This window comes from Streptomyces sp. NBC_00878 (assembly GCF_026341515.1).
Lineage (GTDB): Bacteria > Actinomycetota > Actinomycetes > Streptomycetales > Streptomycetaceae > Streptomyces.
In genome coordinates this window covers 9346568-9361427 of the sequence record NZ_JAPEOK010000001.1, presented here as the reverse complement: position 1 = coordinate 9361427, position 14860 = coordinate 9346568, and the positions used below count along the sequence as shown (strand labels likewise).

Annotated in this window: 13 protein-coding genes; 2 read left to right on the top strand and 11 right to left on the bottom strand. The window is 69.1% G+C overall.

Annotation, left to right across the window (positions count from 1 at the left end; all coding sequences use genetic code 11):
• Positions 1–15 precede the first annotated feature (15 nt).
• The 9 genes from OHA11_RS40650 to OHA11_RS40610 all read right to left on the bottom strand — a co-directional run bounded on the left by OHA11_RS40650 (position 16) and on the right by OHA11_RS40610 (position 6820).
• The gene (locus tag OHA11_RS40650) at positions 16–798 is read right to left on the bottom strand and encodes a LysM peptidoglycan-binding domain-containing protein (RefSeq protein WP_266505239.1); all 783 of its coding nucleotides are present in this window, start codon (positions 796–798) and stop codon (positions 16–18) included.
• Positions 795–2099 carry a hypothetical protein gene (locus OHA11_RS40645; protein WP_266505236.1) on the bottom strand — a complete coding sequence of 435 codons (1305 nt, stop codon included), beginning with the start codon at positions 2097–2099 and terminating at the stop codon, positions 795–797. The genes OHA11_RS40650 and OHA11_RS40645 overlap by 4 nt, the downstream gene beginning before the upstream one ends.
• Before the next feature lie 27 nt (positions 2100–2126).
• Positions 2127–2669, bottom strand: a complete 543-nt coding sequence (locus OHA11_RS40640) for a phage tail protein (RefSeq protein ID WP_266505233.1) — start codon at positions 2667–2669, stop codon at positions 2127–2129.
• Positions 2666–2839 carry a DUF6760 family protein gene (locus OHA11_RS40635; RefSeq protein ID WP_266505232.1) on the bottom strand — a complete coding sequence of 58 codons (174 nt, stop codon included), beginning with the start codon at positions 2837–2839 and terminating at the stop codon, positions 2666–2668. Before OHA11_RS40635 ends, OHA11_RS40640 begins: the two co-directional genes overlap by 4 nt.
• Entirely contained in the window at positions 2836–3237 is a 402-nt protein-coding gene (locus tag OHA11_RS40630; RefSeq protein WP_266505229.1) for a hypothetical protein, read from the bottom strand. The genes OHA11_RS40635 and OHA11_RS40630 overlap by 4 nt, the downstream gene beginning before the upstream one ends.
• Complete coding sequence (locus tag OHA11_RS40625) at positions 3228–3665, bottom strand: phage tail protein (protein ID WP_266505227.1); 438 nt, start codon at positions 3663–3665, stop codon at positions 3228–3230. Before OHA11_RS40625 ends, OHA11_RS40630 begins: the two co-directional genes overlap by 10 nt.
• A 111-nt stretch (positions 3666–3776) precedes the next feature.
• A complete protein-coding gene (locus OHA11_RS40620) occupies positions 3777–4925 on the bottom strand; it encodes a phage tail sheath subtilisin-like domain-containing protein (RefSeq protein WP_266505224.1) in 1149 nt (382 codons plus the stop codon).
• A gap of 19 nt (positions 4926–4944) precedes the next feature.
• Positions 4945–6207, bottom strand: coding sequence for a phage tail sheath subtilisin-like domain-containing protein (locus OHA11_RS40615; protein WP_266505223.1), 1263 nt, complete (start codon positions 6205–6207; stop codon positions 4945–4947).
• Between the two features lie 19 nt (positions 6208–6226).
• Positions 6227–6820: a DUF4255 domain-containing protein gene (locus tag OHA11_RS40610; RefSeq protein WP_266505221.1), complete on the bottom strand. Its 594-nt coding sequence runs from the start codon at positions 6818–6820 to the stop codon at positions 6227–6229.
• 245 nt (positions 6821–7065) lie between these two features.
• On the opposite strand from OHA11_RS40610, the gene OHA11_RS40605 reads away from it, so the two are divergent.
• Positions 7066–9363: a DUF4157 domain-containing protein gene (locus OHA11_RS40605; protein WP_266505218.1), complete on the top strand. Its 2298-nt coding sequence runs from the start codon at positions 7066–7068 to the stop codon at positions 9361–9363.
• A gap of 1 nt (position 9364) precedes the next feature.
• Positions 9365–9595: a hypothetical protein gene (locus OHA11_RS40600; protein ID WP_266505216.1), complete on the top strand. Its 231-nt coding sequence runs from the start codon at positions 9365–9367 to the stop codon at positions 9593–9595.
• A 298-nt stretch (positions 9596–9893) separates the two neighbouring features.
• Here the strand turns inward: OHA11_RS40600 and OHA11_RS40595 are convergent, their stop codons facing one another.
• Positions 9894–11645, bottom strand: coding sequence for a DUF4157 domain-containing protein (locus OHA11_RS40595; RefSeq protein ID WP_266505213.1), 1752 nt, complete (start codon positions 11643–11645; stop codon positions 9894–9896).
• Entirely contained in the window at positions 11626–14844 is a 3219-nt protein-coding gene (locus OHA11_RS40590; protein ID WP_266505210.1) for an AAA family ATPase, read from the bottom strand. Before OHA11_RS40590 ends, OHA11_RS40595 begins: the two co-directional genes overlap by 20 nt.
• Between the last annotated feature and the right edge of the window lie 16 nt (positions 14845–14860).

The window sequence follows — 14860 nt, the reverse complement described above, 5'->3', positions numbered from 1 at the left end:
CGCACGGTCCTCCGCTCAGCTCACCCGGGGAATGGTCAGCACCATGCCCGGCCGCAGGTCACGCGGGTTGACGATGCCGTTGGCGGTGGCGATGTGCCGCCACCGGCGCGGGTCCCCGTACTCCGCGGCGGCGATGCTGTGCAGCGTGTCGTTGCGCCGGACCGTCCACGTCTTGTCCACATCGGACGAGTGCAGTTCCCCTTGCTTCAGCTGCGCGTCGGTGAGGGACTCGACGAAGCTGCACGAGACGGTGGCCCGCACCGGAGTGCCGTCGGGGAGGAACATCGTGAACCGCTCGTCGAGCCGGGTGAGCACACCGGTGAAGATCTCGGAGAACGCCCCCCAGGAGAGTGTGCACAGCGGCGGGCGGTGCAGCTCGGTGTCGACCTCGGCGAGCTTGGCCACGCGGCTGGTCAACGCGGTGACGTCGGTCGCGTCGCCCGTCTGGAACGGGTTGGGCGGAACCACGAACGAGGCGGCCGTGGCCCAGGCCGACGCGCCGACCCTCGACTCGTAGGTGTCGAAGAACAGCTCGACGGAGAGCGTCGCGGGTTCCATGGAGGAGAACTCCTGCCGCAGACCCGTCCGGGTCCACTCGCTGCCCTTGCCCGCCGTCTTGGGGGCTGTCCAGGAGACCGACCGCGACCGGCTGATCTCGTGCGGGTTGAACAAGGCCTTGATCGCGCCGTTGACCTTGAAGTCCAGTCCATCGTGGGAGATGGTCAGCTTCTGCAGACCGCCACCGCCGGGCCCGACACCGAGCAGGGTGCTCGCCAGGGCCGCCTTGTTGAAGGTCATCGTCGTACTCCTCGGCGTTCGGCCTCGACGGCCAGCCTGCGCACGATGCGCTGGTGCACCTGGTCCGTGATGTGGGCGACGTCCACCTGCGGGGCCTCCGGCCGGGGCGGCTGTGACGTGCCGTGGTCGGCGCGAGGTGTGTGGCCCTCGGAGCCTTGGAAGTCCTGGAAGCCTCCGGAACCGTTGTGGCCGGGCGGCACTGCGTGTGCCGGGCCCTGGACGACGGGCCGCGGCGGCGCGCCGGCCGCCGTGCCGGGTGACAGCCGGTCGTGCGGGGTGGTACCGGCCGTCGCCAGGGACAGAGTCCGCACGGGTTGTGCCTGCGGCTGGCGCGCGGAGACCACCTCCGCCGGCGCCACCAGGGGCTCGGCACCGGGTGGCCCGGAGTAGGACACCGGTGCCCGGTGGGCGACGACGGTGGGAACGGCCGTCGGGGCGTGCGGGACCCGGTGCGGGTCGTCGGCGGGGCGGGGCCGGACGGCCGGAGCCGTTGTCGATGCCGATACAGATGCCTCGGAGTCCTTCCCCGGGTGTGCCGAAGGCGTGGCGAGGCGGGACGCCACCGGGGCACCGGGGCCGCGCCCCTTGGCCGACGGAAGGTACGCCATCACCGGGCCGTGCCCCTGAACGGGCGGCTTCGCCCGGGCGGTGGGACCAGAGGGGTCCGCGGGCGTCGGGCCGGGCGCCCCGGGACCGCCCCGCTTCGCGAGCGGGCCCGGCACCCGAAGTGTCGGCGACGGCCCGGATCCCGCACGGGCGGGCGGACGCGCCGGGGAAGCCGGTGGTGCGGCGACCTTGCGCTGGATCGTCGGCGTCCCCCTCACGGACGGCGACGACACGGACGGCGACGACGAGCGCATGGGTGAGCCGCCGGTGCCGGGCCGGGCCGGATTCCGTACGGCGTCGCCCGCGTTCCCCACGTCCGCCCCCGTCCGGACGGCCGGGCGGGCCGACGCCATCGGGCCCTCCCCGGGCGCCGTCGCGGGGCGTGCCGAGACGACCGGCGTGGACCCGGCCGACACCGACGCGCCGGGGCCGACAGCGTCCGCCCCCGTGGCCGACGGCCCGGACGGCTCCGACCAGGCGGGCCGCGCGTACACGATGGGCTCCGTCGAACCGGCGTGCTGCGGTACCGGGTCGACATACCGTGCGGCCAGCCCGGCCAGCGGGAGCCCGGCCGTCATGTCGCCGTGCCGGGTCAGGGCGGCCCGCGCCTGGCCGGGGTCGGTCACCCCGGGGCGCAGGGCGCGCCGCGACAGCCGGCGGACCAGCGTCGGGGCGAACGTCGTGTCGTCGTGCATCTCGGACTTCCTGTCGGCGGTGCCCGGTCAGCGGGCCATGTCGGCTATGCCGTGGCCCAGCGCGAGAGCCTGGCCCAGCAGCGGTTTTGTCAGTCCCTCGTGCACCAGCTCCAGGGACTCGACGCCGACCTCGTCGCTGCCGGCGGTGAAGGTGGGGCCGGTCCAGCGCACGGGCAGCGCGTTGCGGAAGTTCCACCACATCACCGGGATCTGACGCCGGTCGAGCAGGGCGATGGTGCCGCTCTTGCGCTGGATGACACCGCGGGCGGTGTTGTCGTACCAGTTCCACAGCGTGCTGATGGCGGTCAGGCCGTGCCGCAGCACCAGATTCGAGGGACTGGCCGCGCCGGGCAGCTGGTGCGCGAAGCCGTTGACCCCGCCCTCCCGGTAGGACTCCATCTCGATCTGGCTCTCCAGGCCGCTGACCTCGGTGAAACCGCCGACCAGCAGGCCCTCGATCTCCACCGCGAAGTTGAAGGTCGGGAACGGGTCCGGCAGGCGCAGGCCGGTCCAGTTGCCCACGGCGGCGGGCGCCCAGCTCAGGCCGAGCGGAATGCCGGTCGACGTCATCGCCGTCCCCCTCCTTGTTCGTTGACGCGCTCGTTGATGCGGGCGATCTCGGCGACCCAGCGCTGCCGTTCCCGATGATCGAGCTGCATGATGTCGTGATAGGGCCAGTGGAAATGAAAGGCCACGTACGCTACTTCCTCGTGCAGCCGGTCAAGGGAGTAGCGCGTCATCCCCCCAGGCCGGGGGGCTCCACTTCGAACGATCCGTCGCAGTGCGGGCAGTCCACCTGGAGCCGGGAGTGCCCGTTGACGTTGATGCGCTGGTAGAAGTCCTGGAGATAGGCGAGGTCGCCCGAGTACAGGTTCTCCACGGTGTGGGTGTTGATGTACTCCAGGTCGCCCAGCTTCGTGATCACCCGGGTCAGCAGGATGACGACCAGATATCCCGGGTTCGACCGCACCCGGGGGTCCTTGATCGGCTCGATCTCGTCCAGCGCGGTGGACATCCGCATGGTGCCCTCGCGGTGCACCGTGCCGTCCGGAGCGACGAGACCGTGCGGCAGGGTGAACGGGAACTCGGCCGGGCGCGCCCGGGGAGCCTCGGTGACACCGCCGCCCGCTAGCTCCACTGGTCGACCTCGATCCGTTCGCAGGCGAGTACGACCTGCTCCACGGCGATCTCGTCACTGGTCGCGTTCAGACTGGGGCCGGTCCACGACTTCGGCCAGCATTCGAAGAGGTTCCAGGTCACCCGGGGGCTGCCCTGCTGGTCGAGCAGCGTGACCGACACGTTGTGCCGCTCGACGGTGCCCTTCATCACCCGCTGGCGCCACTCCCACAGCTTGCTGTCGTTCGTCACACCGCGGCTGAGCGTGATGTCGCCGTAGCTGTTCAGACCGGGGATCTTCCGCGGGGCCAGGTTCGCGTCCGTGCCCTCGCGGTATTCGGCCTGGTTCTGGCTGCTCTCCAGCCCGGAGCACTCCCGGAAACCGGCCCGGGTCATACCATCGAGCTCCACCGTGAAGTTGTAGCCGAAATAGGGATCGACCCTGTCCACAACCGCGCCTCCTTCTTGTCGAACCTCTGGTCGATCTTCTGGCCGACCTGCTTGTCACTACTTGTCGCTACTCGTCGAAGTTGCTTAAGCTGTCGAAGTTGTTGAGACCGTTCACGCCACGTCGACCGTCACACCGCTCGCGCCGTGGATGACGCGAACGGTGATGAACTCGGCGGGCGCGGTCGGGGCCACACCGATCTGGGTCACCACCACCCCGGCCTCGACGGCCTCCGGGGGATTGGTCTCGTGGTCGCACTTGACGAAGAACGCCTCCGCCGCCGTCCGGCCCTTCAACGCGCCACGCTGGAACAACTCATCGAGGTACGCGGTGAGTTCGCGCATGATCCGCACCCACAGCCGTACATCGTTGGGCTCGTGGACCAGGCCCGTCATGAACCGCTCGATCCACCGGCCGATGGTGCCGACCAGGCGCCGGGCGCTCACGTCCCGCCAGGCCGGGTCCGTGGCGAGGGTCCGCGCGCCCCACACCCGGACGCCGCGGCCGGGCAGCGCCCGCAGACAGTTCACCCCCTGCCCGTACAACTCCCCCACCTCGGCGGGGGCGAGGCGCACCTGCAGATCGACGACGCCCTCGACCTCCGTGTTGGCGGGCGCCCGCTGCACGCCGACCCGCTGGTCGCCGGCCGAGTACACGCCGGCCACGTGCCCGGACGGCGGCAGATGGCGCAGCACCCCGTCCCCGCCGGGCGCCCACAGCCACGGGTAGTACAGCGCCCCGAAGGAGCCGAAGGAGCCGTCGGTCCGGGTCAGCTCCGCGCGCTGCTCCGTGACCTTCGCCGTGTCCGTCGTGGGTATGCCGTCGAGCAGGGCGAACCGGTCGCCCCGTTCCCGGCAGTGCCGCAGCAGCACCCGCTGCTGACAGACGACCTCATTGAGGGAGCCGCCAGTCGGCCACGGCGCCGCCGCGACGATGTCGGGGGCGCACACGAGGTCGACCTCGTCCGCCAGGCCGTCCAGCGCGGCCCGCAGCGCCGCGTCGGGCTGCTTCGACTCGTCGAGCCGTACGACGTGGCACAGGAGCCCGCCGTTGTCGAAGAAGCCCCGGACCGTGTCGGCCAGGAAGCCGCCCGGTGCCGCGCCGTAGGCGGCCTCGAACTGCGGCCACAGCGTCAGTCGTTGGGGATTGCTCGGTCCGCCGGCCGTCCGGCCGAGAAAGGCGGGCACCCCGGTGAGGAAACCCGGGGCCTGGGGCGGGAACACGTCCTGCCGGAGCACGCCCGGTATCGGTTGCTGGGTCATCGTCCCGTCCGGCGGATCACTACTGGACCCCGCCGGCCCACTGGCTGATCCGGAACACCACGAACTCGGCCGGGCGCACCAGCGCGACCCCGATCTCGACCACCAGCTGGCCCGCCTCCCGGACCGCCGCGGGGTTGACACTCTCGTCGCAGCGCACGTAGAACGCCTCTTCAGGCGTGTTGCCGAGGAGCGCGCCGGACGCCCACACCGTGTTCAGGAAGGCGCCGACGTTGCGGCGGATCTTCGACCAGAGCTCCGGCGCGTTCGGTTCGAAGACCGCCCACTGGGTGCCCTCGTCGATGGATTCCCGCAGGAAGTTGAACACCCGCCGGGAGCTGATGTACCGCCACTCGGCCTGCGCCGCGCCCGCCATCGTGCGGGCTCCCCAGATGGTGATGTTGCCGTCGAACTTACGGATCACGTTGATGCCGTCGGGGTTGAGCCCGGCCTGGCCCTGCTTGCTGACCAGCGTCTCAAGGCCCAGGGCACCGCGGATCACCTCGTTGGCCGGCGCCTTGTGCACGCCCCGTTCGGTGTCGACGCGGGCGTAGACCCCGGCGAGGTGACCGCTCGGCGGCTGGTACACCGGGTTGCCGTCCGCACCCTTGACGCCGACGTCGATCCACGGGTAGTAGATCGCCCCGTAGCTGCTGTCGCGGGTGTCGCCCTGGATCCCCTCCTTGGTCAGCGTGGCGGTCTGCCGGCCGTCGAGGATGGCGAAGCGGTCCTGGAGGTACTGGTTCTCGCAGTGGTCGAGGATCGCGCCCTGCACCGCGTCGCTCACCGCGCCGGGGATCGCGACCAGGGCGATCTCGTCGATGGCGGTGAAGGTGGCCAGCGCGGCGATCAGTCTCGCCTCCAACTGGTCCGCCTCGGCGTCCGCCACCGCACTGGCACCGGCGTCAGTGCCAGTGTCGGCATCCGTACCGGCATCGGGCGCGACCCGGGTGATCCAGCAACGGCCACCGCCGTTGTTGAAGAAGCCGTAGACCGCGTGGGCGAGCGTCCTGTTGCCGGGCTGGATGTCGCCGAACAGGGTCTTGAAGCTCTCCCAGCCGTCCACGAGCTGAGCCACTCCGGCAGGGGCCACCGTGGCGAAGTCCGTGGGTTCGCGGGTGGTGCCGTCGGCTTTCAGCCCGGACCGGCCGGGGAGCAGCGGCATCGTGACCGTGTCGTCCACGACGCCCACGAAACCCGCGGTGCTGGTCCCCGCCCCGGCGATCGGCTTGATCGCCGAGGGGACTTCTTCGACGTACACACCAGGCGCCAGATACTGCGGCATGTGTGGGATCTCCCCCTCGTCATGACTCGTGGTCAACGCCGTGGCCGACCCTGATGACCGTCTCGGTCACCACGGGTCCGACGTCGGTGGATTCGAAGACGTCGACGCTGAGCGTGACGCTGTAGTGCAGAATGGCCTTGGGCCGTCCGCCCATGGCCTGCCAGAACTCGCCGATGCCCTGCAGCTGACTCTCGGCGGTGACCCTGGCCGGCAGCGGAGCCGGCTGCTCGGCCAACTCGCCCCGCAGGTAGCCCGCGGGGATCTCCCGGTGGCGCAGCAGCACCTTCATCACCGCGCCGAGCAGGCGGTGTTCGTCCTGCGCCGGGTTCGGCGCGCTCTCGTTCGGCCAGGCAGTGATCAGATAGGAGCACAGGACCCGCGCCGGTGCGCGCTTGCGCGTGACCATCCCGGACTCCTGCCGCGTGTTGTCCCACTGGTTGGTGCGCAGCTCGTGGTTCTCCCGCACGTCGTAGAGGAAGAAGGCGAGCGCGGGCAGGGTGACCCCGGAGGGCGGGAACTGGTCGTCCGGGGTGGCGAAGCTGACGGTGATACCGGGCAGCGGCAACTCGGCCTCGACGAGCGCGGCGAGGGTGTCGTCCAGGTCCTGGAACATCGTTTCTCCTCTCCTCGGCACCAGTCGACTCCTCGGCACGGTCGACGCTGAGCAGAGTTGTACGCGACGAGCGTCCCCCGGGCGTCTGCCGCGGCGTCTGTTCCCGCGACTCGATGTGCCGGACGACCTGTCAGACGCCGCGGCAGACGCCGACGAGACGCCCCCTTGATAGGTGTTCTGTTTCGGCCTGGAGGCGAGATTCGGAATTCGGGATTCGGGATTCTGGACGACTTGAGGGGCAGCGGATGGCGACTTCACCGGCTCTTGGGCATGACACCGCCCGCGAAACGGTCCGGCCGGTGACGGCTGCCGAGCCCGTCGAGCCTGGACGGCGTCCCGCTCATCCCCGGGAGGGCGTGCCGGACCTGCACCGCCGGTACGGCAACCGTCGGGTCCAGGGCATGATCCAGGCCAAGCTCGACGTCGGCGCGGTCGATGATCCGCTGGAGCGTGCCGCCGACCGGATGGCCCTGCAGGTCACGGGTGCGTCGTTGCGGCGGGCTCCGGCGGCGACCGGAAGCGTGTCGGTCCCGGGTGGGGGTGACGCGGGTCCGGGTGTGGCTCAGGCGGTCGGCCGGATGCGCGGGCGAGGGCGACCGGTGCCGGAGGGGATCCGGCGGCGCATGGAGAGCGCCACCGGCGCCGACCTCGGCGGGGTGCGGGTGCATGTGGGCCACGAGCCGGACCGGCTCAACGACACCTTGGGGGCGCGAGCGTTCACGGTCGGGGCGGACGTGTTCGTCCGTCGCAGTGAGTACACGCCGGGGACCGCGACAGGTGACGCGTTGCTGGCTCATGAGCTGGTGCACACCGTTCAGCAGGGTGCGGCCGGGCCGCGCCTGTCACATCAGGACGCGGAGCATCTGCACACCGGTAGGTCCGACGTCGGCCACGCGGCAGGCGCCGGGGCGACGTCGGCCACAGCCACACCGATCGCGCAGCGTGCCCCCAACCCGGCCCCGGCACCCAAGGAGGTCGAAGGTCTCGAAAAGGAGCTCTCCAAGGCTTCCTTCGCGGCGGCCTCGGCGGAGAGTCAGGCCGGTCACCTCCTGGCAAGCAAAGCGCTGGTGTGGCAGTACGGGAAGAGTCCCAGGACCGACGAGCAGGCCGAGGTGGGCGGCGGCGCGAAGTACCTTCACCACCGCAAGGTCGAGTGGGAGCAGGAACTGGATGACCGCGCGTCATTCGTGCCGAGCGTCCCCGGCGAGACCCGCGACGACGTGCAGCCAGCCTGGGAACACTTCCAGAAGGAGATGGACGCGCGGGAAGCCGCAGGTGAGAACAGGCCACCCTGGTTCCTGGATCCGGCCCTCGGCTACTCGTCGGTCACGCCCGCCTGGCACCCGGACAACGTGCTGTTCATGACGCAGGCCGGCAACGCAGTGAAGCACCCGGACCAGGGAGATCCGCAGCAGAAACTCGGCTCCACCTACGCTCGCGACACCATGTTCACCCAGTACTCCGCGGCCACCCAGAACGAGCACGTCACGTTGTACACCCTGCAGGACCCGAGCGTCGTGACAGGTAGTTTTCTACAGGTCAACGGCACAGGATTCTATTGGATCTTCCGCATCGACAATACGTGGACCCTGGCCGACGGCCGGTTCGTCGTGCTGGCCACCGCGTTCGACGTTCCCGGCCCCCCAGGGGTGCCGCAGGGCAGTCAGGTCCAACTCACAGAGAGCACCGGCGGACTGGCGTTCTTCGCATTGGGCGGTGCATACCTGGGCGTCGCTTTGACGACCCACGTGGAATGCGACACGGAGTCGTATTATCTGGCCGCAGTTCGTCCCGTGTTGGCAGTGGGGGGAACCGCGGATCGCAACCGCGGCACGCCCCCCGCGCTCGACGTGACGATGACGAACACGGTCCGCGGGCGATACCAGGATCCCCAGGCCGAGCAGAGTTATGAGCACACGCTGGGCCCGTGGCGGAACCGGCTGAACATCGGGGACCTGGGCTGGGACATCGCGGTGGAGGCGTACCGGCGTCTGGGCGGCGACAGCATCTTCACCGAGGCACCCCACCCAGACCGCGACCGCGCCAAATACTCCCCCGACATCCAGCCGCCCGCCGCAGTCGACCTCGCGAACTATCGGTGGTACACAGAGGCTCAGAACGACAATCCCGACCGGTTCGTCGGCGGCCGTTCCAACAGCACCCTCAACTACATGCAGACGTCCTCGTGGCTGTTCCAGAACGGCCGTCTCACCAGGGACGAGTGCCTCGACCTCATGGCCTTCGTGATCGCCGACATGGTGGTCAGCGGCGAGCACAGCATGCAGGAGCGCATGACCACGGTGCTCATGGTCGCGCCGTGGTCACCACCCTGGGACGGTGCCGCCGACCTGCTCATCAACACGGCGACCGCGACACTGACCGCGTGGCTGCGACTGATCGAGACGGGGACCCTTGAGGACATGCTCCACGAGACGGAGCGGTCCCTCGCCGACCAGCTGCAGCGGAAGATCTGGGACAGGGACCTGACTCTGATACGGATGTTGGTCGTGCTGGGCCAGCAGCTCAAGAAGAACGGGGCCTGACATGACAAGGGACGGGGACCGCCGCGATGCCCGCACAGTGGCGATCCGGGAGTGGTGCGCCGCCAACGCCGACCGCTTCGTCGAACTGTCCGAGGAGGAGAGCTTCCAGCGGATGACGCAGGAGGTGCGACAGCTCTACTACCCCAACCCGATGCTGTGGATGACGGAAACCGACTGGGTGCACCAGTTGGTACTGCGCGCCTTGGGCGACGCCCGTTCCCGCCCCGAGTGAAGGCCGAACAACCAGGCCAGGACCCCGCCGCAGACGCACGCCGTCCCGTACACTCCGCCCCACACGTTCGGCGATCCCGGCCGACAGCCTGTCCAGCCCCGCCCCGGCCTCCGGTTCACCGTCCGCGGGAGAGGCATCGAGCGCGCCGTCCAGCAGTGTGCGTCCGCCTCGGCTCCCGTGACGTACAACGCAGAGAGCTCGTCAGCAGGCCCACGGTGGGAGCGCCGACACCGCCCGACCTGTCTGCCCAGCAGTACGTCGAGACGGGCGAGCTCGACCGGCAGGTGCGCGGGGCCTCTCACTTTCGGCGAAACGGCTCGCGTTCAGCAAGCGACAGCGGATAACCGGAGAAGCTGTTCGAATCGGCCCACCGGCTGTGCCAGGTCTCTTTCGTGGGATCCGTTCCGTACATGCAGAAGTAGAACAGGGGGTCCCCCGCACCGCTCGTAGAGACGCCTACTTCTTTGTCCCGCCGGGCATAGTTCTCCATCGTGACGTAGTCGCGGCCGCTGACCGCCACCACGGCTCCATAGTGATACCGGAACAGATCGGTCCCGCTCTGCCAGTCCCCGCGCGACATCACCACCAGCTGTGATCCAATCTTCGGACGCAGAAATTGATTTACCTTTCGTTTCCGGAAAGCGTCCTCCAGGCGTTGATCAAACTGATTTCTATGCTGCGCTTGCAGTCCCTTGAGCGTGCCGATCACGTCAGCAATAAAACGCTCGCCGGCCTTGGCATAGGATTCCCGCTGATCCTTCGTCGCACGGGCGCCTGGGGCGCGAATACCGGCCCATCTCTTGACGAAGGCACTCCGGCGCTGGCCAGCATTGCCCCTCAACTTGTACGTGACCTCATCCAGAACTTCGGCCAGGGTTTTACACCAGCGATTATGAAAACTGTGATCCTGGAACCCGAGAACGTATCTCGACATTTGCTCACAGTCCTGCGGGGTTCGCAGGGAGAGTCCGCTGGGAGGCTGAACGTTCGGAACGGAGGTATGGCCGGGAATCTGCACAGCTCGCGGCTCGACCTGGTACAGCCTCTTTGTCCGTCCGCCCTGGAGGGAAACCGAGAGATGCCGCGCCGTCTTGGTGAGCCTCACCTGTCCGTTAAGCTTTTCAAGGATCCCGTTCGATTCCCTTATCCGGGTGTCGGTGGCGAAGAACGTCTTCGACTCGGCCTTGCCCTCGACGGGAACGGCGAGTTCATAGTCGTCAGAGAAACGCACGACAGGAGCATCCAACAACTTCAGATTTATTTCCAGAACGTCGATGTTCGACTTGGCAGGGTCGAAGTCCTGCCCGTTCGCGAACCAACTCCCATGGTCCTCGACCTGAAACGGAAAGAACCCGTCGTCGATGCTCTCGAAATCGTCGAGCCCCTTTTTCGGGTAGTTGCCATCTGTGGGTGCCACTTCAACGTAGCGTTGCACAGTAGCTGCCGGAACATTCACGTGTCCGCGTCCCGTGGCACCCTGCTGCGCGGTGTGTGTCAACTCGTGCCCCAGCAACGCGTCCCCGCGAGCCGTGCCCGGCCGGTATTCGCTCCGCCGCACGAACACATCCGCGCCCACCGTGAACGCCCTCGAGCCCAGCGCGTCGTTGAGCCGATCGGCCTCGGCGTCGACGTGCAACCGCACCGGGCTGAAATCCGCACCGGTCGCCTGCTCCATCCGGTCGCGTACCCTCCGCGGTACCGCTTGTCCTCCACCGCGCGCTCTCGTCACCGCCTGCTCCACCGACGGATTCGCCACGCCTTCCTCGGCACCATGAGCGTGCTGGACCGTCTCCGGAGCCCGCTGCACCGACGTTCCTATCGCGACGCGCGATATCCGGTCGGCCTCACGTTCCAGCGGATCATCGACCGGGCCGACGTTCAGCTTGGCCTGGATGATGCCCCGCGCCCCGCGGTTGCCGTACCGGCGTTGCAGGTGCGGCAGCCCGTCGCGGGGATGCGCGGGCCGACGCGCCCGCGACGCGGGACCTTCGCCTGCAGTGGTGGCCGGTGCCTTCGGCGCCGACGTGGCCTCACTCTGAGGGGAACGCATGCGAAGCATCCTTTCCGGTCGTCGTGCCGGTGCCGAAATCTCCGGCGGTCAGGATCTTGCCCATCTTCTGATATTCGCGCCGCGTGGCCCGGAGTAGATGCCCCATCGTCACTACCCCACCGTCCGCGGCGGCCAGGAAGGCCCCGGCCAGGGCGATGTTGCGGATGTTGCCCCCGGGCAGGTCGATCTGCCGGGCCAACAGATCCGGGTCGACACTCCCGTCCAGGGGAGCCTCCTTGGGCCAGACCTGCTCCCAGATACGGCGGCGGTCCTCGACGCCGGGGACGGGGAAGTCGATGGTGACGTGCAGGCGGCGGATGAACGCGTCGTCGAGGTTCTTGCGCAGGTTGGTGGCCAGTACGACCACCCCCTCGTGCTGCTCCAGCCGCTGCAGCAGATAGCTGGTCTCCAGGTTGGCGTGCCTGTCGTGCGCGTCGCGGACCTGAGTACGCTTGCCGAACATGGCGTCGGCCTCGTCGAAGAAGAGCACGGCGTTGCTGGTGGCGGCCTCGGCGAAGATGCGGGACAGGTTCTTCTCGGTCTCGCCGATGTACTTGCTCACCACGGTCGACAGGTCGATCTTGTAGAGGTCCAGGCCGAGTTCGTGGGCCAGGACATCGGCCGCCATGGTCTTGCCGGTGCCGGACGGGCCGGCGAACAGCACGGCCAGCCCCCGCCCGTTGGCCAGTTTCCGCTCGAAACCCCACGACTCGTACACCAGGGCCCGGTAGCGCACCTGGTCGGCGACTTCCCGTAACTGCTCCATCCGGTCGGCGGGCAGCACGATGTCGTCCCAGGCGTAGTGCGGCGTGATCCGCTGGGCCAGTTCGGCCAGCTTGCGGTTGGACTGCAGACGGCACGCCGCGTACAGGTCGTCCTGCGTCAGCCGGGGCGCGCCGGGTGCGCGGGCGTGCGCCAGGTTGCGGGCGGTCGCCGCGGCGTCCTGGATCTGACCGCCGCTCAGCCTGAACTTCCCGGAGACGGCGGCCAGATCCAGCGCCGACCGGTCCGTCCCGCCGAGCCCGTCTAGCGCGGACTCCCAGAGGCTCAGCCGCTCGTCGTAGCCGGGAGCGGGAAACTCCAGCCGTACGAAGGTCATGCCCCGCGGCGGGTCGGACGGTTCCCACGCGGTGTCCCCGGCCAGGAACACCGGGGCGGGGTGAGCCGCCAGAGTGGACAGCAGCAACGACAGCCGGGGGCGGGCCTGTTCGCCGAGGAGGACGTCGACGTTCTCCCAGTACGTGACCGCACCCTGCAGCCGTGCCTCCCGGTCGACGAGAGCGACCAGCGCCGCGAACTCCTCCATCGGGCGCTCCGCCAGCAGATCGGCGGACACCACCAGCAGCGGCGCCTTCCAGCGCAGGGACCAGGCGGACGCGGCGCTCTGCTTGCCGACGCCGTACGGCCCCTGGCAGTAGACCACCAGTCCGTCGTCGGCGTGCTCGCTCAGCCGGGTCAGTGACGCGCCGAACTCTGCGGGGAAGTGCAGGTCGTCGAAGGTGCCGGTCGGGGGGACGATCCGTGCGTACGGCCGCAGTCGGCCGGCCAACTCGTCGTCCCCCAGCAAGAATCCGGCGACCCTCGGGTCCAGCCGGACTGTGTTGCCCAGCAGGGAGTGCGGCGGCGCGGCGGAGTCCTCCGTGAGGGTGATGAGACGGTGTCCGACCAGGGGCGCCGACGGCGCGAACCGGGTCCGTGCGGCGGCCCGCTCCGTGCGGTCGGCGCTCACCATGTCGAGGGCGAGGCCGACGGTGGGCAGCCGCCGGGTCATGTCGTCGTGCAGATAGCCGTACAGCCGCTCGTACCGGCGGTCCATCTCCGGGGCGAGGCACATCACGACGACATCGACATCCACCGGATGCAGATCGAACAACCCGGCCAGGGCGACCAGCCGCAGGCTCACTCCGTCACGCACGCTCTCGGCCACGCGTACAGCGATCCCGGCCGACAACCTGTCCAGCTCCGCTTCGGTCTCCGGTTCGCCGTCGTCGGGCGGAGTGTCGAGCGTGCCATCCAGCAGCCTGTCCACCTCGGCTTCCGTGATGTACAACGCGGAGAGTTCGTCGGCGGGCTCCCGGTGGGATCGCCGGGCTCGCCTGACCTGTCTGCCCAGCAGTACGTCGAGGCGGGCGAGTTCGGCCAGCAGGTGCTGCGTCGAGTCGGTGTAGCGCGAACCACTCATGCTGCCCTGCCCCCCGTCCGGGATGTCCTCCCGCCCCTCGACCAGGATGTACTCGGCCGGTCTTCGCCCTGGGTCCCGCAGGCCACCCGGAGTCCGGATGTCCGGGCCGGATGAGTCGATCGACTGTACTGGAACGGAATCGACCGATGCAGGCTCACGCGGAGACCGGGGTCGTGGCACCGGAATCACGTCCACGGGTACCGGATCCAGGTGCCCGTGCGGTTCGGCGAGACCGGGCGGCCCCCCGTTCCACAACTTGAGCGTCGGCCGGCCGAGTACCACCGGCCGAGCACCACCCGGCAGGATGTCCTCGACCCGGTCGGCCCGGATGTGCTCGTACAGGACCGTGGTGTCCGCCGAGGGCAGCACCCCGAACTCCTGGTCGACCACCGATGTGCACCGCTCGTACTGGCGGAGCGCCGCGGTACGGTCTCCGGCGGCGTAGTGCAGCCGCATCAGCTGTCGGTGGGTGTGCTCCCGGGCCGCGTCATGGCGCAGGACGGCCTGCCCGAAGCCAACTCCCTTGGCGTAGAGCCCGTGTGCCTCGCAGTGGCCCATCAGCTGGTCCAGCATGGCCAGATGGGCATGTCTCAGCCGGTCCCGCTCGTGGCCGCACCAGTCGTGGTACCACGTGGCGAGCAGGTCCCCTCGGTAGAGGTCGAGCGCGAACTCCACCGCCCTCGCCTGATCGCCGGAGAGCGCGTGCCCGGGTGTGTCACGGACAGTCGCGTAACACTCCTGAAACGCGTCCACATCCAGCCAGCAGGCCGCGGCCGGGTTGATGCGGACGCAATGGGGATCGACGACGACGACTTCACGTGCCTCACCGTGATCGTCCGACCGATCCTGCAGGGCCGTGTTGAGGCGCCACAAGGTCTGGCGCAGGTACTTTCGGGCGGCACCGGGCTCGGTGTCCGGCCACAGCAGCTCGGAGATCACTTCACGGGTGTGGATGCGGTCACGGTGAATCAGTAAGTAGCAGAGCAGTTCGAGGGCCTTGCCCGGCGGGGCGGTCACGGGTTGGCCACTTCGC

Bases quoted from the DNA above. Each gene is read 5' to 3' on its own strand.
- OHA11_RS40650 (WP_266505239.1), bottom strand. From the start codon at position 798: ATGACCTTCAACAAGGCGGCCCTGGCGAGCACCCTGCTCGGTGTCGGG.
- OHA11_RS40645 (WP_266505236.1), bottom strand. From the start codon at position 2,099: ATGCACGACGACACGACGTTCGCCCCGACGCTGGTCCGCCGGCTGTCG.
- OHA11_RS40640 (WP_266505233.1), bottom strand. From the start codon at position 2,669: ATGACGTCGACCGGCATTCCGCTCGGCCTGAGCTGGGCGCCCGCCGCC.
- OHA11_RS40635 (WP_266505232.1), bottom strand. From the start codon at position 2,839: ATGACGCGCTACTCCCTTGACCGGCTGCACGAGGAAGTAGCGTACGTG.
- OHA11_RS40620 (WP_266505224.1), bottom strand. From the start codon at position 4,925: ATGACCCAGCAACCGATACCGGGCGTGCTCCGGCAGGACGTGTTCCCG.
- OHA11_RS40615 (WP_266505223.1), bottom strand. From the start codon at position 6,207: ATGCCGCAGTATCTGGCGCCTGGTGTGTACGTCGAAGAAGTCCCCTCG.
- OHA11_RS40610 (WP_266505221.1), bottom strand. From the start codon at position 6,820: ATGTTCCAGGACCTGGACGACACCCTCGCCGCGCTCGTCGAGGCCGAG.
- OHA11_RS40605 (WP_266505218.1), top strand. From the start codon at position 7,066: ATGGCGACTTCACCGGCTCTTGGGCATGACACCGCCCGCGAAACGGTC.
- OHA11_RS40600 (WP_266505216.1), top strand. From the start codon at position 9,365: ATGACAAGGGACGGGGACCGCCGCGATGCCCGCACAGTGGCGATCCGG.
- OHA11_RS40595 (WP_266505213.1), bottom strand. From the start codon at position 11,645: ATGCGTTCCCCTCAGAGTGAGGCCACGTCGGCGCCGAAGGCACCGGCC.